This is a genomic window from Rhodocytophaga rosea (assembly GCF_010119975.1).
GTDB lineage: Bacteria > Bacteroidota > Bacteroidia > Cytophagales > 172606-1 > Rhodocytophaga > Rhodocytophaga rosea.
Genome location: NZ_CP048222.1, coordinates 8152629 through 8173080 on the forward strand (window position 1 = coordinate 8152629; position 20452 = coordinate 8173080).

A 20452-nucleotide genomic window follows, 5' to 3' on the forward strand; every position below is an offset into this window, starting at 1 on the left:
TCTGGCTTGCTCAAACATTATTATGCACAGCCATATCTTGGGCAAGTGCGCAAAGCCTATATGCAAATGATCGAGCAGATCGCCCAGCGTATCCATCAAATTGATCCAAAACACCCGGTATTAACTGCCCTGGAACACAGCTGGCAGCTTCCTCAGGAAATAGTTGCTTTCCGGGAACATGTTCCTTCAGTAGATATTATTGGTGTAAATTCTTATTACCGGCAACAGATAAGCCAGCTGGATACTTTATTTAAACAATTTGATCCAACCCGGCCTTACCTGGTATCTGAATTCGGGCCGAAAGGTTACTGGAATCCTGATTATTCTACATTTAAAAACGATACGTTATTGATGGAAGATTCAGATCATAAGAAGGCAATCTGGTACAGCACGCAGTGGGACAGATACGTGATTTCTAAAAAAGGCAATAATATTGGGGCATAGCTTTTTGCTGGCGGGATCGAATGGAAGGAACCGCTACCTGGTATGGGCTCACAGATACTGAAGGCAGACGTAAACCAGCTTATTATGCCCTGAGCACCCTGTGGACAAATCGCAAACAAAAATCTCCCTTACATGATGTACATATTAAAGGTCCTTCAGAAGAACTGGAACCTGGCAAAACCTATGAATTCAAAGCCATTACAGAAAATAACATCAGCAAAACTGCCCGTTACCAATGGTACTTATGCGAAAATGAATATCTGGACCGCACAGGAAAAGTAGTACAGCTGGCAGGCGGAATGCGGGCAAAAGTAACTTTTCCCAAAGAACCTTCTAAATACAGGCTGTATCTGTATATCCATGATGGCAAAGGGAATGTAGTGACAGCTTCAGAGCCAGTTCCAGTTTCAAATTGATTCGTAGACTTTTGTTAGAAACCCAATGGATAACCAGTTTAGAAATTTCAAATGGCTTGCTTCAATTATGCCGTCTTTGGCTTATTATATAAATAACCGGATTTTGGTAGGCAATCTGTTGCCTAATAAAAGCTATCAGCACATATCCTAACGAAACAGACAGTAAGATAGATTTTTAGCTAAATTACGTTAGCAGCTCAACCGTTTAACTACAACATTATTTACTGATTTTTATACGCTTCATCCGGCACCCGTTTGACATCATTTCTTTACAGGTCTAATCTGTCATAGGTTTGTAAGTTAGGACATCGGATATTTTCCTCAGGGTATACTATTTCATCTGTTCTTTTTTTCATCTGAGGAAGGTCGTTTATTCTTATTTGGTATTATTTGTTTCTTATATCACGAGTGTAAGATAGAATAACTTATTACAATTCAAAACCAGGCCGTGACGCCTAATTTTAGATTTCATAAAAGAATCTTCGGACAAATTAGGAAAGTTGACTAGATATCCATCAGTGTTTACCTCATTGTAATTATATTCAAAAAACGCTCTTAGATTATTTACCTCAAAGTAACTTCCTAACGATTTGTGAAAGAGTAATCAGTTTTTTAGCCAGTATTTATACGCGCTTATGAAAAAATATATTATTATTACTATTTTCATTTTCATTAGTTTTTACGCACCATGTCAAGTAAATAATTCTCTTAATGGTGTATCTCAGACAAATTTCACGTATGCGGATACATTAATACTCCACTATACCAACCAACAGCAACTCATTAAACCAGTTTCCAATACAACAATTAAAAGTTTAGGAGAAAATTTTTCAGCAAGTTCTTGTCAGGATTCATTAAAAACAGGCAATAAAACAGATCAGTATATAAAAAAAGAGGAACCATTTACTTTATATTTTACAAATAGTAAGTTAGAAAAGTCTATCTTGTGTCTGTATAATAGTAAATATGGATTTTGGGAATATTATCTCTAAAATACGCATACCTATTTCTGGATAAAGTCTTCCTTCTTATTCTTTGTTTGGTTATTCATTTGTTATATAATTTATATTATGTTAAGTAAACTTTTCAATAAACCTACCCGTGCAACTTTTCTTTCCCTACCCACTCACTTTACTCATTACCTCTACTCTATGAGAATATCCCTGAAGCGTTATAAAAAATCAAAGCCATCCTGTTCGCACAAGATGGCTTTGAAATAAAGTGATATTTAAAATTAATTCAACGTTTCGATTTCTTTTACAATTTTAGCTTCTTCCGTTTTCATTTCAAGCACTTTATAAATACTTGCCAATGGCTGGAGAATATTCAGATTGGTAGCATCTAGTTGATATGCTTTCTGGAAATAAGGTAATGCTGCTTTGAAGTGAACTTTTAATTGTTCTTCCAGTTTTTTTCCTTCTTTCTGATAGGTTTTCAGATCCATATTATTGATGTTCTTGCTGATATCTGCACCTTTGTTATAATGCATTACGCCCATACTCAGGTTAGCATCTACGCTGTTTGGATCAAGTTCAATGGCTTTTGTATAAGCAGCAGCTGCCCCTTCCGGATCACCAGTCTGTTCAGAAAGGATTCCCATATTCAGATGATACGTAGGATTATTAGGCTCACGTTTGATGGCCTCCTCCAGGTTGGCTTTGGCTTCAGCAGTTTTACCAGTTGCAATATAGAGGTTGAACTCCTCAGACTTCATTGTTTTGTCGCCTGGAAATTTGGCAGTACCTTTCTTTAAAACCTCTAGTGCCAGGTCATTTTTCTGCTGGCTTCTGTAGATAGATGCCAGAGTGGTATAAATATCAGGCATATTGGTACCGATCTTAATCAGGTTTTCAAAACTTGCCGCAGCTTTGTCATAATCTTTTAATTGCTGCGCGGTAATACCGGCATATAATGGTGCCAGTGTATCTGTTGGGTTAGCAGTTGTAGCCATTTCAAACAAAGGCAATGCACCGGTATAATCACCATTCTTATACTTCTGGGCACCGGCAAAGAAGTGCATTTGTTTCAAAGATTCTTCGGCTTGTTTGGAATAGGTTTTACCAGGTTCCAATTGTACAGCTTTTTTATACGCATCATAGGCAACCACCGTCGCATTGGTGTCCAGTTTACTGTACATACCGGTTTGATCTGCGGCAATACCTCTGTAAATTTCACCTTTCAGGAACCAGGTTTTGGCTTTATTACCAGTTTTTTCATGCACGGAGGCTTTATCTATGGATTCTTTAGCTGCATCAAGCTTTCCCGATGCAAAATTAGATTCTGCACTCATTACCGCTCCCGCTTGTGCAAAAGCACCGAAAGAGGCTAACATACATGCACCAGCTAAAATAACTTTTTTCATAATGTTTAGAAGGGGGTTATAAATATAGGTTTAGAGATAATAAATGATTTAACGCAAAATAAAGATTAGAAAACTTCAAAAATAACAAATAAATATCTAATTCACATCATCTGTCCAATATTCTTGCCAGACAGATGATGTGAAATTACTAATTATTCCTGCTCAGCATCAGCAACATCAGTATCACTTCCATTACTCTCGCCGCCATCGACGCCACTGCTTTCTTCTCTTTCCTCAGCTTCTGATTCTTCAATCCGTTCGATTTTGGCAACTGAAGATATTTCATCATTTTCGTTCAACCGGATCAACTTTACACCTTGAGTAGCTCGTCCCATCACACGAAGGTCAGATACGGCCAGACGAATGGTAATTCCTGATTTATTTATGATCATCAGCTCATCAGAATCTGTTACTTCTTTGATAGCAACCAGATGGCCGGTTTTATCAGTAATATTAAAGGTTTTTACTCCTTTTCCGCCCCGGTTGGTCAGACGGTAATCTTCAACTGAGGAACGTTTTCCAAATCCTTTTTCAGATACTACCAGTAACTGTGCATCTGCACGGCTGATACATACCATTCCTACTACTTTATCCTCTTCATCTGAAAGTGTAATACCTATCACACCAGCAGCTACCCTTCCCATCGGCCTTACTCTTTGTTCGTTAAAGCGGATTGCCATACCAGATTGCAGGGCAATTACAATGTCGTTGGTACCATTGGTAAGGGCCACATCCAGCAAACGGTCGCCCTCATTAATAGTTATTGCATTGATACCAGCCTGCCTGGGTCTGGAATATGCCTCCAGGGATGTTTTCTTGATCGTACCCTGCTCGGTACACATGATCAGGTAATTATTGTTTACATAATCAGCATCATCCAGGGTTTTCACATTGATCACAGCCCGTACTTTATCGGAAGCGTCTATCTGGATCAGATTCTGAATCGCTCTGCCTTTAGACACTTTACTTCCTTCCGGAATGGCATATACTTTCAGCCAGAATACTTTTCCGCTTTCCGTAAAGATCATCAGGTAGTTGTGATTGGTCGCCGTGAACAGATGTTCGGTAAAATCATCTTCTTTGGTAGAAACCCCTCTGGAACCTACGCCCCCTCTGCCCTGTGTACGGTATTCATTGAGCGGGGTACGTTTGATATATCCTTCATGAGAGATCGTGATCAGCATTTCTTCATCAGCAATCATATCTTCCATTGTGAACTCATCAGCCGCATGCACGATCTGGGTCCGGCGCTTATCTCCATAACGTTCTTTCATTTCTGAAAGCTCGTCGGTAATAATCTGCATACGTAAGGGCTCGTTAGAAAGAATCTCATTCAAACGCTTGATTAAGGATTCTACTTCATCGTACTCCTTTTCTATCTTATCCCGTTCCAAACCGGTTAAGCGCTGTAAACGCATTTCCAGAATAGCTTTAGCCTGCACTTCAGTCAGTACATTGGGAACAACATTTGCAGAGCCATTTTTTTCTGTTTCATCACTGCTAAATTCTTCAATGCCGATAACCCCCATTTTACGGTAGATATCACGCACATTAAAGCCTTTCCCCTGCATCAGCCCCAGTTTGGCTTCTTCCGGATCGCGGGAAGAACGGATGAGCGATATCACGGCATCCAGGTTATCGAGGGCAATGAGCAAACCCACTAAAATGTGTGCCCGTTTCTGTGCTTCTTTTAATTCGTATCTGGTACGGCGCACCACTACTTCGTGGCGGTGTTCTACAAAATACTTGATCTGCTCCTTTAGATTCAGCGTAACCGGACGGCCTTTTACCAGGGCTACATTGTTCACACCAAAAGAAGATTGCAGCGCCGTATATTTATAAAGATTATTAAGGACGACACTTGGTACCGCATCCCGTTTCAAATCATATACCACCCGGTATCCATCCCGGTCAGATTCATCGCGTATGTCAGAAATGCCTTCTATTTTCTTCTCATTGATCAACTGGGCCGTTTTTTCGATCATACTCGCCTTATTAACCATATAAGGGATCTCAGTAACAATGATCTGTTCCTTGCCTGAAGGAGTCGTATCAAAGGCAGCATTTCCCCGCATCACAATCCGTCCCCGGCCGGTTTCAAAAGCAGATTTTACACCCTGGAATCCATAAATAATCCCTCCGGTCGGAAAATCCGGAGCTTTTACAAATTCCATCAACTCGGCAATAGTAATTTCACTATTTTTAATATAGGCGATAATTCCATCAATTACTTCCGAAAGATTATGTGGAGCCATATTGGTAGCCATTCCTACGGCAATGCCTGAAGTACCATTAATCAGCAGATTAGGAACTTTTGCAGGCAATACAGTCGGCTCTGTAAGCGAATCATCGAAGTTGGATTGAAAATCTACTGTTTCCTTATAAATGTCAGTAAGCATTTCTTCCGCAATACGCTTCAAACGGGCTTCTGTATAACGCATGGCAGCAGGTGCATCGCCATCTACAGAACCAAAATTACCCTGCCCATCAACTAGTGGATATCTCAGCGACCAGTCCTGGGCCATACGGACCATGGTATCATATACAGAAGAATCGCCATGCGGATGGAATTTACCCAGCACCTCCCCTACAATTCTGGCTGACTTTTTATAAGGTTTGTTATAATTAACTCCCAATTCGGCCATCCCGAAAAGTACCCGGCGGTGAACCGGTTTTAACCCATCGCGGACATCAGGCAAAGCCCTGGAAATGATCACAGACATTGAATAATCAATGTATGCCCCACGCATTTCGTCTTCGATATTAATGGGAATTATATTTTCTCCTTCTGCCATATATGCAATAAAAATTTGGTAAGAATAAGCTGCAATTTACGAATTTAATTGCAAAAAATCACGCTTTTATCCCCTTATTCCGCTATGAAAAGCAAGTAAATTACTTAGTATTTACACTGATGGAAATAAGGCAAGTAAATTATTTTTGCTGATGAATATTAGCAGATCTTAAGGCAAAATTTAACAGGCATCATTCACTTCTTCCGCTCAATTTATCAACCGGAATGAGCTATACCTGAACAGAGTTTTTTGGAGTGCTCCACTCCTGCTCAGTTAATAAAAAATGAAGATAAGATTATAATAGAAATCAAAAAAGACGGCTTAAAAGCCGTCTTTTTTTTCTGCGGGTGCTTTTTTGTCTGGTTTGGCTGGCGGTTCTTCCTGCATTTCCTCCTCTAATGGCGGCTCTTCTGCTTTTTTAGATTTTTTGGAGCGCAGCTTATTAAAGAAACCTTTTTTCTTTTGAGGTTCTACGCCTGTAGAATCCGGGGCTGCATTTTGTGCATCTGTGATCTGCTCCTCTCCTTCCGGCGCTTTTTCTCTGTCTTTCCTGGAATTACGAGGCTTATATTTTGGCTTTTTGTAATCGTATTTATACCCTGGCTTATACCCCTCTCCTATCTTTGGATTTTTATTCTTTTTCCACCAGCGAACGCCCCGATATTCAGTTCCTCTATTTCCCCCTGCATTCTCCTCGTCATCATTTTTTCCTTTATTTCCTTTCTCAGCAATATTGGTAGCACCTGTTTCCAGTTCAAAATCCTTTGGGGCGGTGGGGCTTCTTTCCAGTTTTCGCCGCCGTGCCGGTGTTTCATCCGTACATAACATGTAGGAATAGTACATCTGGGCGGTCTACAGGCATCAGTTACCAGCATCAAAAGTACTATGATGTATACACTATATTTCATTTCAACGCTCTATATAAGATACTGTTTTATGGACTTTTACGGCCAGGTTTCCCGTGAGTATAAGATTATTTCCCCAAAGTATAGGAAACTCTCTGTTTTTATAACGTAAAACCTGTTAAAAATTGTAAAAGGGCACAATCCGGTTACAGTATACTACCTGAGTAGCAGCGTTGCAAATGAGATTTGAACAGAAACATACATCTGTTAACAGTCTAAAGGCCTATGTCTCCAGACGATACAGAGTTACTGCTAGTTTTTTACGCCTTCACCATAGCTACCAGCGCATTTCCCTGCAAAATGGGAATTACCTGATATTCATCTTCCCGGATGCAGAACTCAATGTCTCTGGCCAGATTTAACCTATGGAGGCGTTTCACGTGTGAGGAAGAAGCCATAGATTTGAGCATATTGTATTTGGCACAGCCATAAATGGTATGCGCCCCCAAAGTAGCATCGTCTTCAATCAGAAATTCATCCTTCAGTTCATCCACCACAGCACCGGCAAATAAAGTATCTTCCAGATTCACACGGCCTTTCCAGCCCGCACACAGAATCAGCACATCATGTGGCTGGCTTCGCAGGTATTCAACTACGGCTGTCTTATTGAGGAAAGAACCTATAATAACCTGTATGGCTTCTCTGGATCTGGTGATTGCCAGTGTTCCGTTGGTTGTGGTCATGGCTATGGTTTTTCCTTTCAGGTGCTCCTGCATATAACTGAAGGGAGAATTATCGAGCTCGAAACCATCGGCTTTTTTGGCATCCCGTTCGGCAGCTGAGATATATCCCTGCGCTTGTAAGGCACGGCATTCTTCCAGGGTAGCAACAGGTATTATTTTCTCTACACCATGAGCCAGGGCGGTAGTCATACAAGAGGTAGCACGGAGAATATCTACAACTACCACTATGCGGTCTGTAAGCTCATACAAATGTAACAGCTCTGGTGTGAGACAAATATCAATTTTTTTCATGTGTGATTGAATAGATAAGCAGGGAGCAGTGCCTTATTGAAGTATTGACTAGTAGTTTTCAACACAGGTTAATGGCTGACTGTTTTTAAACTTTATAGAAGGGAAGTTTTACAATTTTTGCTTTTAAAGGTTTATTTCGGATGCTGATATATATTTCTGTATCTGGTTTTGTATACGCCGTTTGTAAATAGCCCATTCCAATACCAGTCTGCAGCGAAGGTGATTGGGTACCAGAGGTAACCACTCCTATTTTATCACCAGCTTCATTTATAATGTCATAATGACTCCTAGGAATTCCCCTGTCAATCATGGTAAAGGCCACCAGCTTTTTGTCTACACCTTTTTCTTTTTGAGACTGCAGGTTTGCCGCATTCACAAAAGGTTTATTGAACTTAGTAATCCAGCCCAATCCGGCTTCTAAGGGAGAAGTGGTATCGTCGATATCATTTCCATACAGGCAATAGCCCATCTCCAGGCGCAGGGTATCTCTGGCACCCAGGCCAATCGGTTTGATTCCATAAGAAGCGCCAGCCTGAAAAATTTTATTCCAGATCTCCGGTGCATAGGCATTAGGCAGGTAAATTTCAAATCCACCAGCACCTGTATATCCGGTTGCAGAAATAATAATGTCATCTACTCCGGCAAAGGTTGCTTTCACAAAAGTATAATATTCCATCTGCGCTAAATTCACAGTTGTCAGAGATTGAAGCGTCTCAGCCGCTTTTGGCCCCTGTACCGCAAACAGGCTGATCTGGTCAGAGATATTTTCCATCGCTACCCCTTCCCTATTGTGGGAAACAATCCAGTTCCAGTCTTTTTCAATATTGGAAGCATTCACCACCAGCATATATTTTTCACTGTTCAACTGGTATACGAGCAGATCGTCTACAATTCCTCCGGTAGCATTGGGCAGGCAAGTATATTGAATTTTGCCGTTATAGAGTTTGGAAGCATCATTGGTAGTAACCCGCTGGATCAACTCAAGGGCTTTGGGGCCAGAAAGCATAAATTCGCCCATGTGCGATACATCAAATACCCCTACAGCCGTACGGACTGTAGTATGTTCTTCAATATCAGATGAGTAACGGACAGGCATATAGTAGCCGGCAAAGGGCACCATTTTAGCACCTAAGCTAACATGCAGGTCATGTAAAGCTACTTTTTTGAGGGCAGTGGTTTCAATCATAGAATCACTTGGGTTAACAAGCCGCAAAGGTAAACAAATTCAGCACGAAGTATTAAAAAAATCCTCGCTTAATAATCAGTGATTTCCTACATGTCGCTCGGTTAACATCAAGTGAATCGTACCTAAGAAGGTTAGAAAAACTCCAACGGCAAAGGCCTTTGTAAAAGTAAACTAATCAGAAAATAATAGAACTAACTTTTTTTAACCTCGTTAACTCTACACATACCGGACAGGCTTTATATTTTTTTGATATTTTTTATGCTTCTATACAGAAATAAAATTTGAATATAAGCCTGTACGGCAAACAACCATGTTTTTAACCAAAAATAATTCAGTTATGGCAGAAATTAATATTGAACCAAAAAAGAAAGGTTTCAACTGGCTATGGATTCTGGGAATCCTGGCACTGGTAGGAATTGTAGGCTGGCTTTTATCCCGCGATCGAAATATAGAATCTGATGCTGCAGCGATGCGCAATGATGCCGAAACCATTGAAAATGGCGTAAGTACCGGCGCTGCAGATATGTGGCGGGATGTAGATTTGAACGTGCCCAGAATAAACCATCCTGAAATTAAAATCAATTCCTCTGATTTTGAGCTTCGGGGAAATGATATGTATACCGTGTATTCCATGGGTGAAAAGCTATTGTTTGATACAGACCAGGCTACTATTCGCAGCGATGCCAGAGAGAATCTCGAGCAGATTGTTGCCTCCATCGACCAGCGGTATGGACAAGGGCAAATCAGAATATATGGCCATGCAGATGCCAGAGCAGATGCGGAGCATAACAAAGAACTTTCTCAGCAACGGGCAGAAGCAGTTAAAAACTGGCTGGTAACTAATGCCAGTATGGATGCTTCCCGTATTTCTATTCATCCGATGGGCGAAGCCGATCCGGTTGCTTCTAACCAGACCAAAAGCGGACAACAACAAAACCGCCGGGTAGAAATTGTAGCCATGAATCCGTAAAAGCCTGCAAGCTACTATTAATGGTAACCAGGACAACAAGCAGTTATACGCTGTCTGTTAATAATTATACCCTTCAACCCACTTAATGTAAAGAATTATGTCACAAACAGTAATAGGAATTTTCGAAAATGCAGGCCAGGCACAACAAGCAGTTCTCCACTTAATGAATAATGGCTTTGCACAGCATGATATAGATTTTTCCAGCCAGCAGGATTATACGAGTTCAACGGATACTTCGGATCAGGATAATATGTCCAGGCGTGATTTTTTCCGTTCCTTGTTTGATAATGAGCGGGAGGCGGAGAATTATTCCAGGGTGGCCAGCCGGGGTTCAGTTGTAACAGTACACGCCCACACGGAAGAACAAGCCAGCCAAGCCGCCTCACTACTGGATCAATATGGCGCAGTGGATGTAGATGAAAAATCTGATCAGTATAGCAATGAGTTTAATAATCAACGGGAATCTGATGCTTCCTCCACGACCAATCAATCGCTTCCTGTAATTGAAGAAAACATGCAGGTTGGCAAACGGGTGGTAGAAACCGGTGGTGTACGGCTCAGGAGCCGCATCTTTGAAAAGCCGGTAGAAGAAAAACTGCGCTTACGCCAGGAACATGTGCATGTAGAACGCCATCCGGCAGACCGCCCTGCTTCTGAAGCCGACATCAATGCTTTTAAAGAAGGGGTGATTGAAATTAGGGAACAGGCAGAAGTTCCGGTAGTTTCCAAACAAGCTCAGGTGGTGGAAGAAGTTTCTTTAAGTAAGGAGGTAGAAGAACGTACAGAAACGATCCGGGATACTTTACGCAATACCGAGGTGGAAGTAGAAAACCTCTCCGGAAAAGGCCGGGAAGATGTAATTAGTTCAGCCAACACCTATACACCTACTGACACAACTTACTCTGAAGCCAATAGAACGTATACTGACGCAGACGGATTTCATAATGAGTCCCGAGGAAATGAAAATCCGGATTCAGATGCTGGATTTCTTGAAAAATCTCACCAGGATTGGCAGGGTTCCTTGCGGCGTATGAAAGAGGTTGAAGATGATTACAAAGTATCTGATGAAGACCCCGATGTACGGGGATGGGATGTGATTGGCCGTGATGGAGAAAAACTGGGCGAAGTAGAAGAACTGATTGTAGACACTAGTGCCATGAAAGTTCGCTACCTGGATGTAGAAATAGATGATGACCTGACTGTTGCCGATGAGGATGACCGCCATGTGTTGATTCCGATTGGTGCAGTAAATCTGGATCATGAAAATAAGTTTGTGATCGCACCTAATTTAACAGACCAGTCCATTACCAGTATTCCGGCGTATCATGGAGAAGAAATTTCCAGGGATTTTGAGCACAAACTCATCTCTGCTTTTTCCCCTACCTATCAGCCTGGCTCCCTCTCCGACGAGAGGTTTTATGAAGGCGAACATTTTAATACAAACCGGCTTTCCGGTTCCGGAAGAGTATAACAAAGACCATAAATAATGTAGAGCAAACAGCGATGAATTTAAAATTCATCGCTGTTTGTGTTTATGCTAGTAACAACATTAAATTTCCGCTGTTACGCCTCTTAAATCACCCATCTGAGGTGAAAGCAATCCTTAATAATTAAATTCCCGCTTATACGCTTTCTCACATTCCCCTATATGCCTCTTCCCACGCAAAACCTCAACCGGAGTCATTTATTCATCTATCTGCCCTACGGACTTGTGTTTTAGCGGGTATCCCCGGCAGTTTATATAAACAAAATAAACCGGCGGCTTTAAAACCTGAACTGGTAAAAGAATTCGTAGTGGCTGCACATGGCAAGTTAGACAGGACACAGGAATTACTGCTTCAGGAACCTGGTTTATTGAATGCCACCTGGGATTGGGGAGCCGGTGATTTTGAAACAGGGCTAGGAGGTGCTTCGCATATGGGAAACCGGGAAATTGCAAATTTCCTATTAAGTAAAGGCGCCCGTATGGATATTTTTACAGCTGCTATGCTGGGTAAACTGGAGATCATTCAAACAATCATAAAAATTTATCCGGATATGATTTCCTGTAAAGGGCCGCATGGTATTTCGCTATTGAAACATGCCAAAGCTGGCGGAAAAGAATCAGGGCCGGTGGTAGCCTTTTTAGAAACACAAGGAGCTAAATAATTTTCCCATGGACTCATTAAGCAAGTATGCTGTACTTGTCTGAAAGATATTTTAGTATATCCTATCGGTCGTAAAAAGTACTGATTAATAAACCTGTTATTACAAATTTGCGTAAGGCATATCAAGTAACCCCAATTAAGTAAGGTTTACCAGCACCTGAACTATTTGTTCAACATGTAATAAACAATATTTTAGTATTCAACCATCTATGTATCAATCCATTTATTCACCTTCCCGCAGGGGATTCATCAAACAAGCCAGTTATAGTTTAGGTATAGCAGGCATAGGCGGTGCAGCTGCCAACCCTGTATTCGCCAGCCAGAGTCTGGGAATGCCATCAGAAAGCGTCTTTCCTCCCGAGAAAAAAGCCGGCTGGGCAATCGTCGGATTAGGTAAATATGCCACTGAACAAATTATGCCCGCTTTTGCTGAGTGTAAAAAATCCAAACTGGTTGCCCTGGTGAGCGGCACGCCTGATAAAGCCAAAAAGCTCGCCGACCAGTATGGCGTAAATTCCAAAAACATTTATAATTATCAGAATTACGACAGCATTAAAAACAATCCGGAAGTAGATATTATCTATATTATCCTGCCCAATAGTTTACATGCCGAATATACCATTCGCGGCGCACAGGCAGGCAAGCACATGATATCAGAAAAACCTATGGCCACTTCTGTAAAAGATGCGCAGGCGATGATAGATGCCTGCAAAAAAGCAGGTAAAAAACTTATGATCGGATACCGGGCCCAATACGAACCATTTAATTTAAAAGTTATAGAAATGGTGCGTTCCAATGCCCTGGGGCAGCTAAAAATGATTACTTCTGATCATGGCCGGATTCTGAAACCAGAGGAAAAAGCGGATCAGTGGCGCATGAAAAAAGATCTGGCTGGTGGTGGTTCGCTGATGGATATTGGTATTTATAGTTTAAATGCCGCCCGTTATCTCACAGGCGAAGAGCCGGTTGAAATTACCGCTATGATGCACAGTACCCCCAATGATCCACGGTTTAAGGAAGTAGAAGAAAATATGACTTTCCTGCTGCGCTTTCCCAGTGGCGTAATAGCCCAGTGTAATTCAAGTTATAGCTACCAGGAAGTAAAACGGTACCGGGTATTCGGAAGCGAAGCATGGCTGGATTTAGACCCTGCCACCGATTATTACCGCCATACCCTGCATATTGGAAAAAAAGAGTCCAAAGAACAGATTTTATTAAAGGAAGGAAACCAGTTTGCTTCCCAACTGGATCATTTTTCGGAATGTGTGCTGGAAAATAAAGAACCGAAAACGCCCGGAGAAGAAGGCTTGCAGGACTTAAAACTGATGATGGCGATTTACGAAGCGGCGGCAAGTAAAGAAAAGGTGAAGGTATAATTGGTATTCAAGCGCAATTTGTACTTCAACTTAACAGGGATTTTACCAAAACAAACCCAGGTAATAGACCTGGGTTTGTTTTGGTTTAGGATTAATATTGGTTAAATCGTCCAGTTCTCTAATTATTTAGAACTGGCTTTTTTCTCAGGCACACAGTTTGGAACCTTTTTTCCGTTTTTCTCTTTCATTCCTTCCTGCTTGTATCCATCCCAGCAGGGATCTTCTTTGGTTGATTTTTTCTTGGTAGCTGGCATAATTTTAAAATTGATACTTATCACAACTACGGATTTACAATCAGAATGTTATCCTATGGGCAAACAGTATACTTAATAAATGTGCAGAGAATAAGCAGATCATGTATGAGTTTTAATCCCATCTTTATTTACTTCTGTTCTAACTTTGCGATCAGTTTAAGTAAAGCATCCCGGTTCTTAGCAGATTTTATGAATTGGGGCAGTTTTAAGGCAAGCGTCCGGCGGCTGATGCCATTTTTCTCACGTAACCTGGCTGCAATATATTCTTTCAAATACTGCAGGTGTTCCTTATTATAGGCCCATAATACATAGTCTCCAAAATCAGCCTGCAACCAGAGTCTGAGTCCGAAAACAGGGTCAGTGGGAATATGGGAAGCAGTGAACACTTTTTCACGCAAAGGTTTATAGGCTTTTTCCTGCTTGCAATGGGCACAGGTAATAAGCAGATTTGTGTACTTCACTTTGCTTTCCCTCACCCGTTCCTCTATCCATTTTCCACAGGCATCACACCGCTGGCGTACTACCAAATCCATTAAACCATACCAATTGCCCTCTTTTTCGCTGTAATGGCATTCTGGACATTTCAATTCACTTTTTTTAGTGCCAGCATCCGTTTGCACATAGGCTCTTCGTTCACATTTAGGACAATGGACCAGAATATGACGAGAAAAGTCATGCAGCATTTGCGCCGTATCTGTAAATCTATGGCTACTTTTATCGGATTGATGTGCTTCCATATGCAGGCAAATATAGGAAATCAGCAGTCACGATGGACATACCTATAGGTTTTAACCTGAACGTTAGGCACTAGAGAAACTGAGGCATCAAATTCTTCCGGCAGATTGAATCTAAAACCAGGATTATGTAATATTGGGGTTACGCTACATGATATATTGATTACTAACCTTTTTTTCATGCAAGAAACCTTAAATTTTCTCACAGCTTTAAAAGAAAATAACCAGCGGGAATGGCTGGAAGCCCACAAATCAACTTATGAATCAACCAGAAAAGATTTTAGTGACTTCGTTAGCCAGGTGCTGAAAGAAATCATTGTTTTCGAACCGACGTTTGCTCCGCTTGAACCCAAAGACTGCATTTTCCGGCTGTACCGGGATGTACGGTTCTCCAAGGATAAAACTCCCTATAAAACCAACTATAGCGCCTATTTTGCCGAAGGTGGACGGAAAAGCACCAAAGCCGGCTATTATCTGCACATTGAACCTGGTAATAAATCAATGCTGGCTGGAGGAATATATATGCCTATGCCTGAAGAACTCAAAAAAATACGTCAGGAAATTGATTATAACGGAGAAACATTTACCACTATTCTTTCCCAACCTGATTTTGTAAAATATTTCGGTAAACTAAGCGGTTCAACCTTAAAAACAATTCCAAAAGGATATGCCGCCGACCATCCCAGTATTGAACTGCTCAAACACAAGGATTTTACAGTTTTTCATCAACTCACCGATGCAGAAGTTGTAAAACCTGGCCTGCTCCAACATATTTCACACGTATGGAAAACTTTGAAACCTTTAAATGATTTTCTAAACCAGGCGGTAGAGTAGGATAACTACTTAATAATTGTGCATCAGCTCAATTAATTACATACAGCCTGAACACAAAGCAACAGTGCGGTAGGTGGTGTAGCAATAGCACGGACTTTTTTGGCCTTGTGCGTGGCCACAACCGAGCATGAGAATGCGAAGGCTGCCAACGAAGTTGATTGTGCGACGATTTTTCATAACACGAAAAAAGTCTCTATTGGTGCTGCAACAACTACATTGGCTTGCTTCGGCTCTCGCCTCACAAATGTTTTGTTACTGGCACACAAAGCTGGCTCAAAGCTCTCGCTTTGCCACACAGTTTTAGCACAAGGCTCGCTCAAAAACTCTCGTTTTTGCCGTCTTTTGGGCAGGCAAAATAAAAGTAAGACGGCATAAGATTTTATTAACGCTTTATTAATCCACAATCTACTATAAAATATGTTCATTAATTAAATAGATTGCCAGTTACTATGTTCAAAAATAAATATCTGATTATTAAAACATTATATATTTTTATCTTATTATCTACTTTAAGTAATTCTTTCCTTCAGGCTCAACCCCTTCCTCCCAAACGGGAACTCCGGGGTGTATGGATAGCGACTGTTGCCAACATCGACTGGCCTAGTCAAAAAAACCTTTCCCCGGCCGTTCAACAACAAGAATTCAACTTTATACTCGATGAACATGCCAGGAATGGCATGAATGCTGTGTTTGTGCAGGTTCGTCCGGTGGCAGATGCTTTTTACCGGAGTAAATACGAACCCTGGTCGGAGTGGCTGACAGGCAAACAGGGAACAGAACCCAATCCTCCCTATGATCCGCTTTCCTTTATGATTGGTGAAAGTCACAAACGGGGGATGGAATTTCATGCCTGGTTTAATCCCTACCGGGCCACTTTTGATACGGTTTCTTCCCGGCTCTCTCCAACTCATATTTCTAAGCAGCATCCGGAATGGCTGCTTACCTATGCCGGAAGAAAATTATTTGACCCTGGTTTACCACAGGTTAGGGAATATATTGTGCAGGTAATACTCGATGTAGTTCGGAATTATGATGTGGATGGCATTCATTTCGACGATTATTTCTATCCTTATCCTGTGGCAGGCGATACACTGAAAGATGACTCTACGTTCATAAAATACACAGATGATTTTGCAAGTAAAGACGACTGGCGTCGCAACAATGTCAATTTACTTATTCAGATGGTGGCCGATAGTATCAAATCTGTAAAGCCCTATGTCAAGTTTGGCGTCAGTCCGTTTGGTGTATGGCGCAATAAAGCCGACGATCCCGGAGGCTCTGATACCAGGGCTGGCCAGAGTTCATTTACGCACTTGTTTGCCGATTCCAGGTTATGGATCAAACACGGCTGGGTAGATTATATTTTACCGCAGGTTTATTTTAGTACCCGCTTTGGTCCGGTAAATTATAAAAAGCTTACCCAATGGTGGGCTACTCAAACCTATAACAGGCATATATATATTGGCCATGGTCCTTACAAAATTAATAAGAATGCAGATTCCACCTGGTTTGAACCGCAGGAAATTCCCAGGCAAATCCGGTTTAACCGGAATACTCCACAGGTAAAAGGCAGTGTTTATTTTAGCTCAAAATCGCTGATGGCCAATCCTAACCATGTGCAGGATTCGCTCCGCAATGATCTGTACAAATTTCCCGCGCTGATACCAACAATGCCCTGGCTGGATAGCATCCCACCGCTTGCACCAATACCAGAGAAAACTCATAAAAACAGGCAGGGAATCACTTTACACTGGCACACGCCACTTAAAGCTATTGATGGAGATACAGCCTATTACTACCTGATATACAGATTCAACCACAAAGAGAATATTAATTTGGAAGACCCAGGAAAGTTATTGGCTAAACTCCCCAGCCCAGTTTATTCTTATACTGATAACTCGGTGCTTTCTAAAAAAAGATATGTGTATATGATTACTGCTGTTGACCGGCTGCACAATGAAAGTATAGCCGGGAAACCAGTGAAAGTGAAAGCTAAAAAGAAAAAGTAATCTTATACCTTTGCTGTGCCGGGTATATGTGACAAATATCTTCTCCCCCATTGTATTCAGGAAACAGATTCATAATTTACGTTTTTTTCCAAATCAAGTATGCAGACTTCCAAAACCATCTTATTTATACTGCTACAATTTTGCCTGTTAATTGCTGCCTGTAATAACAATTCCGGCAACTCCCGGCAGGCAGAAGCCACCCAAACAGATGACAAACCACTGGTAGCCGACTCAGTAAAACCCTCACCCCGTCAACTGGCTTATCAGCGAATGGAAATGATCGGTTTTGCCCATTTTACGGTGAACACTTTTACAGATAAGGAATGGGGAGAAGGAACAGAAAGCCCTGCCATATTTAATCCCACCGCTTTTGATGCCAAACAATGGGTACAGGCTTGTAAAGATGCCGGAATCAAACAGTTGATCCTGACTGCCAAACACCACGATGGATTTTGCCTGTGGCCCAGCAAATTGACTGAGCATTCAGTAAAAAACAGCCCCTGGAAAAATGGAAAAGGCGATGTAGTAAAAGAAGTATCGGATGCCTGCCAGGAAGCCGGGCTGAAATTTGGAGTGTACCTCTCTCCCTGGGACCGGCATGAACCCAAGTATGGAACAGCCGCTTATAATGACTTTTACAAAGGGCAACTGCGGGAACTGCTTACCAATTATGGCGAGATCAGCGAGGTATGGCTGGATGGGGCTAAGGGAGAAAATGCCAAAGACATGACCTACGATTTCCTGGGCTACTGGAAGATCGTGCGGGAATTGCAGCCCAATGCCGTATTATTCTCCGATGAAGGTCCGGATGTACACTGGATTGGCAATGAGAAAGGCTTTGCCGGTGAAACCAAATGGTCGAAAATGGATACAAGCCAGGTATCGATTGGCACATCTAACACGGCTTATTTAAATTCTGGTGATCCCAATGGCTCCAGTTGGGTAGTGGGAGAATGCGATGTTTCTATCCGTCCGGGCTGGTTTTACCACCCAAAGGAAGATGATAAGGTTAAATCCGTAGAACAACTGCTCGATATTTACTATAAATCCGTTGGCAGAAACGGCGTATTGCTGCTCAACATCCCTCCGGACCGCCGGGGTTTGTTCCATGAGAATGATGTTGCCAGGCTGAAAGAATTTAAAAATGTACTGGATGAAACTTTCAAAACCAATTTAGCTGCAAACAAGTCAGTAAAAGCCTCAAATACCAGAAGTGCTGATTATCCCAGCTATAACCTGACAGACAGTAAACTGGATTCGTACTGGGCCACCGATGATTCGGCAAGCAAAGCTACCCTTACCTTGGATTTAGGGGCACCCACTACCTTCGACCGGATTTTACTTGGAGAGGGTATAGAATTCGGCCAACGGGTGAATGGGTTTACAATAGAAGCAATAGTGGACGGCCTATGGACACCCCTGGCTGCAGGTACCACCATTGGCTATAAACGCCTGCTGCGCTTTGATCCGGTTACTGTGAGCCAGATCCGGTTAACAGTGTCTACCGCTGGCAAACCTATTGTTCTTTCAGAATTTGGGGTGTATAAGGCTTCTTCAGGGGAAAGCGCTAAGCAATAAACTATTCCAGCGTAGGGATGGATTTCAAACCATATAGATTACCTATATTTTCAAGACTTACAAACAAGAATTATGGATTGCAACAGTTCATCTTAAAAAAAGGACATGCCCTAACTCCTCTTGTTAGTAGAAAATCGCTTATTGAAACATGGAAACCTCGGCGGGGATTTCTACATCAGCCTTGTGGTTGAGCAGCCTGGTAATAAGTGTAGGTAGCGTTAAAGGTAAATGCTTATTTAAATTTGTTTCTCTAACATAATCATGTGCTTACATAAAATGCCGTTTTCAAAGATGGGGGCCGGATAATTATTCACAAAAAAGTTTTTCTTAATCGACGTTATTTCAAAACCCTCTTTCTGATACAGATATAATTGTTTAATGGCCCCATTGGCCGTGCCAATCAGGATGGTTTTATAGCCTTGTTCTTTAGCCTTGAGCGTAGCATCTCTCAACATAAACTTGCCAATGCCCTGCCCCTGATAGTTGCTATCCACAGCAATATTTTTGATTTCTATTCTTTGCAGATCAATTACCTGAAGGACATAGGCAGCAATAATTTGACTATTTGCCTCTAAAACATAGGTTTGTCCATCTTTTGCATACCGATCAATAATTTCTATTGTCTCGTCAGCAAGCAGTAGCAAGTCGTAAGGAAGGGCATCCTGTTTGGTCAGTTTTCGAGTGGTAACGCCGTCTGGAGTCAAATGCATTATTGCCATCACTGATAATAATAACCCTCTTTTAAATGGTGTTTTCCATTAGAGTTTAACGAATCAAACCTGTCGGCCTACCAGTACTATTGCAAAAAGTGTCTGTGGTGAGGCAAGGAGAATTTAACTTAGGAATTGGTGTTAGTTGCTGTAGTTAATATCTTCCCCATTCCGTTTGTAGTTCACAGCCAAGTATTTTCTCTAATTCAGCCATCATTAAATTAAATTCATCATCCGTTAACTCATTCATTATATTCCAAATGCGAATGGAGATCGAACGAAATATAAGTTTATCCCGCCATATTCTAACCTGTTCAGGTCAATTTCTGTCTTACCACAAGGGCATGGTAATGTTATATTATTATAATCTGGTAGCTGTTTAACTGTTTTATACCACCATGCTTTAACATCCTTTTGACATTGATTGCAATGCATATACATCCAATCATAATTAAACTCACTAAAAATATCTTCAGGGCTTTGATAAAAGAGCTTAGTATCCTTATACAAATAGGCGTCTACTTGTCCATCTGCGTAATAAACCTTCTTAATTAAATACTTTACCACGGTTTTCCTTGCTAACTCTAATGTATCAACGTTAACATTAGAAGTTGCATCCTTGGGAATAATGGCAGTTATTCTGTCAGACACTTTGTTACTTTTATTGCTGTCAACATCTTTATGACTACAACATATTTATTGTATTAAGGTGCGGTTATTCACTAATTTAAGCAAATTAACGCACCTATTTGCGAGTT

Annotated in this window: 20 protein-coding genes; 11 read left to right on the plus strand and 9 right to left on the minus strand. The window is 41.4% G+C overall.

Features of this window, described 5'->3' with window-relative positions; translation table 11 throughout:
* Positions 1-6: 6 nt before the first annotated feature.
* The 3 genes from GXP67_RS33475 (at position 7) to GXP67_RS33485 (ending at position 1852) form a co-directional block, all read left to right on the plus strand.
* Entirely contained in the window at positions 7-444 is a 438-nt protein-coding gene (locus GXP67_RS33475) for a glycoside hydrolase 5 family protein (protein WP_162447145.1), read from the plus strand.
* Positions 445-464: 20 nt separating this feature from the next.
* Positions 465-860 (plus strand): hypothetical protein, encoded by a 396-nt coding sequence (locus GXP67_RS33480; RefSeq protein ID WP_162447146.1) that lies wholly within the window; start codon positions 465-467, stop codon positions 858-860.
* A gap of 635 nt (positions 861-1495) precedes the next feature.
* Positions 1496-1852, plus strand: coding sequence for a hypothetical protein (locus GXP67_RS33485; RefSeq protein ID WP_162447147.1), 357 nt, complete (start codon positions 1496-1498; stop codon positions 1850-1852).
* 242 nt (positions 1853-2094) lie between these two features.
* Here the strand turns inward: GXP67_RS33485 and GXP67_RS33490 are convergent, their stop codons facing one another.
* The 5 genes from GXP67_RS33490 to gcvT all read right to left on the minus strand — a co-directional run bounded on the left by GXP67_RS33490 (position 2095) and on the right by gcvT (position 9082).
* The gene (locus GXP67_RS33490) at positions 2095-3222 is read right to left on the minus strand and encodes a tetratricopeptide repeat protein (protein WP_162447148.1); all 1128 of its coding nucleotides are present in this window, start codon (positions 3220-3222) and stop codon (positions 2095-2097) included.
* Positions 3223-3374: 152 nt separating this feature from the next.
* Complete coding sequence (gene gyrA, locus GXP67_RS33495) at positions 3375-6017, minus strand: DNA gyrase subunit A (RefSeq protein WP_162447149.1); 2643 nt, start codon at positions 6015-6017, stop codon at positions 3375-3377.
* A 321-nt stretch (positions 6018-6338) separates the two neighbouring features.
* The gene (locus tag GXP67_RS33500; RefSeq protein ID WP_162447150.1) at positions 6339-6860 is read right to left on the minus strand and encodes a hypothetical protein; all 522 of its coding nucleotides are present in this window, start codon (positions 6858-6860) and stop codon (positions 6339-6341) included.
* 322 nt (positions 6861-7182) lie between these two features.
* Positions 7183-7896, minus strand: coding sequence for a 2-phosphosulfolactate phosphatase (locus GXP67_RS33505; RefSeq protein WP_162447151.1), 714 nt, complete (start codon positions 7894-7896; stop codon positions 7183-7185).
* Between the two features lie 85 nt (positions 7897-7981).
* Positions 7982-9082: a glycine cleavage system aminomethyltransferase GcvT gene (gene gcvT / locus GXP67_RS33510; RefSeq protein ID WP_162447152.1), complete on the minus strand. Its 1101-nt coding sequence runs from the start codon at positions 9080-9082 to the stop codon at positions 7982-7984.
* A gap of 337 nt (positions 9083-9419) precedes the next feature.
* On the opposite strand from gcvT, the gene GXP67_RS33515 reads away from it, so the two are divergent.
* From GXP67_RS33515 to GXP67_RS33530, 4 genes are all read left to right on the plus strand, one after another.
* Positions 9420-10052, plus strand: a complete 633-nt coding sequence (locus tag GXP67_RS33515; protein WP_162447153.1) for an OmpA family protein — start codon at positions 9420-9422, stop codon at positions 10050-10052.
* 97 nt (positions 10053-10149) lie between these two features.
* The gene (locus GXP67_RS33520; protein ID WP_162447154.1) at positions 10150-11523 is read left to right on the plus strand and encodes a DUF2382 domain-containing protein; all 1374 of its coding nucleotides are present in this window, start codon (positions 10150-10152) and stop codon (positions 11521-11523) included.
* Positions 11524-11846: 323 nt separating this feature from the next.
* Positions 11847-12200: an ankyrin repeat domain-containing protein gene (locus tag GXP67_RS33525; protein ID WP_197901604.1), complete on the plus strand. Its 354-nt coding sequence runs from the start codon at positions 11847-11849 to the stop codon at positions 12198-12200.
* Positions 12201-12408: 208 nt separating this feature from the next.
* Positions 12409-13575, plus strand: a complete 1167-nt coding sequence (locus GXP67_RS33530; RefSeq protein WP_162447155.1) for a Gfo/Idh/MocA family protein — start codon at positions 12409-12411, stop codon at positions 13573-13575.
* A gap of 122 nt (positions 13576-13697) precedes the next feature.
* Here the strand turns inward: GXP67_RS33530 and GXP67_RS37905 are convergent, their stop codons facing one another.
* Positions 13698-13829, minus strand: coding sequence for a hypothetical protein (locus tag GXP67_RS37905; RefSeq protein ID WP_262890466.1), 132 nt, complete (start codon positions 13827-13829; stop codon positions 13698-13700).
* A 128-nt stretch (positions 13830-13957) separates the two neighbouring features.
* Positions 13958-14566, minus strand: coding sequence for a hypothetical protein (locus GXP67_RS33535; protein WP_162447156.1), 609 nt, complete (start codon positions 14564-14566; stop codon positions 13958-13960).
* A gap of 177 nt (positions 14567-14743) precedes the next feature.
* Between GXP67_RS33535 and GXP67_RS33540 the strand changes: the two genes are divergently transcribed.
* From GXP67_RS33540 to GXP67_RS33555, 4 genes are all read left to right on the plus strand, one after another.
* Entirely contained in the window at positions 14744-15397 is a 654-nt protein-coding gene (locus GXP67_RS33540) for a DUF2461 domain-containing protein (RefSeq protein ID WP_162447157.1), read from the plus strand.
* Between the two features lie 111 nt (positions 15398-15508).
* Entirely contained in the window at positions 15509-15772 is a 264-nt protein-coding gene (locus tag GXP67_RS33545; RefSeq protein ID WP_162447158.1) for a hypothetical protein, read from the plus strand.
* A 74-nt stretch (positions 15773-15846) separates the two neighbouring features.
* Entirely contained in the window at positions 15847-17406 is a 1560-nt protein-coding gene (locus GXP67_RS33550) for a glycoside hydrolase family 10-like protein (RefSeq protein WP_162447159.1), read from the plus strand.
* 99 nt (positions 17407-17505) lie between these two features.
* Entirely contained in the window at positions 17506-18984 is a 1479-nt protein-coding gene (locus tag GXP67_RS33555; RefSeq protein WP_162447160.1) for an alpha-L-fucosidase, read from the plus strand.
* A 236-nt stretch (positions 18985-19220) separates the two neighbouring features.
* Here GXP67_RS33555 and GXP67_RS33560 read toward each other — a convergent pair whose 3' ends face one another.
* Positions 19221-19694 carry a GNAT family N-acetyltransferase gene (locus tag GXP67_RS33560; RefSeq protein WP_162447161.1) on the minus strand — a complete coding sequence of 158 codons (474 nt, stop codon included), beginning with the start codon at positions 19692-19694 and terminating at the stop codon, positions 19221-19223.
* 249 nt (positions 19695-19943) lie between these two features.
* A complete protein-coding gene (locus GXP67_RS33565) occupies positions 19944-20345 on the minus strand; it encodes a hypothetical protein (RefSeq protein ID WP_162447162.1) in 402 nt (133 codons plus the stop codon).
* Between the last annotated feature and the right edge of the window lie 107 nt (positions 20346-20452).

Excerpts from the sequence above, each read along its gene's own strand:
- GXP67_RS33480 (WP_162447146.1), top strand. The coding sequence starts at position 465 with ATGGAAGGAACCGCTACCTGGTATGGGCTCACAGATACTGAAGGCAGA.
- GXP67_RS33485 (WP_162447147.1), top strand. The coding sequence starts at position 1,496 with ATGAAAAAATATATTATTATTACTATTTTCATTTTCATTAGTTTTTAC.
- GXP67_RS33490 (WP_162447148.1), bottom strand. The coding sequence starts at position 3,222 with ATGAAAAAAGTTATTTTAGCTGGTGCATGTATGTTAGCCTCTTTCGGT.
- gyrA (WP_162447149.1), bottom strand. The coding sequence starts at position 6,017 with ATGGCAGAAGGAGAAAATATAATTCCCATTAATATCGAAGACGAAATG.
- GXP67_RS33500 (WP_162447150.1), bottom strand. The coding sequence starts at position 6,860 with ATGTACTATTCCTACATGTTATGTACGGATGAAACACCGGCACGGCGG.
- GXP67_RS33505 (WP_162447151.1), bottom strand. The coding sequence starts at position 7,896 with ATGAAAAAAATTGATATTTGTCTCACACCAGAGCTGTTACATTTGTAT.
- gcvT (WP_162447152.1), bottom strand. The coding sequence starts at position 9,082 with ATGATTGAAACCACTGCCCTCAAAAAAGTAGCTTTACATGACCTGCAT.
- GXP67_RS33515 (WP_162447153.1), top strand. The coding sequence starts at position 9,420 with ATGGCAGAAATTAATATTGAACCAAAAAAGAAAGGTTTCAACTGGCTA.
- GXP67_RS33520 (WP_162447154.1), top strand. The coding sequence starts at position 10,150 with ATGTCACAAACAGTAATAGGAATTTTCGAAAATGCAGGCCAGGCACAA.
- GXP67_RS33530 (WP_162447155.1), top strand. The coding sequence starts at position 12,409 with ATGTATCAATCCATTTATTCACCTTCCCGCAGGGGATTCATCAAACAA.
- GXP67_RS37905 (WP_262890466.1), bottom strand. The coding sequence starts at position 13,829 with ATGCCAGCTACCAAGAAAAAATCAACCAAAGAAGATCCCTGCTGGGAT.
- GXP67_RS33535 (WP_162447156.1), bottom strand. The coding sequence starts at position 14,566 with ATGGAAGCACATCAATCCGATAAAAGTAGCCATAGATTTACAGATACG.
- GXP67_RS33540 (WP_162447157.1), top strand. The coding sequence starts at position 14,744 with ATGCAAGAAACCTTAAATTTTCTCACAGCTTTAAAAGAAAATAACCAG.
- GXP67_RS33550 (WP_162447159.1), top strand. The coding sequence starts at position 15,847 with ATGTTCAAAAATAAATATCTGATTATTAAAACATTATATATTTTTATC.
- GXP67_RS33555 (WP_162447160.1), top strand. The coding sequence starts at position 17,506 with ATGCAGACTTCCAAAACCATCTTATTTATACTGCTACAATTTTGCCTG.
- GXP67_RS33560 (WP_162447161.1), bottom strand. The coding sequence starts at position 19,694 with ATGCATTTGACTCCAGACGGCGTTACCACTCGAAAACTGACCAAACAG.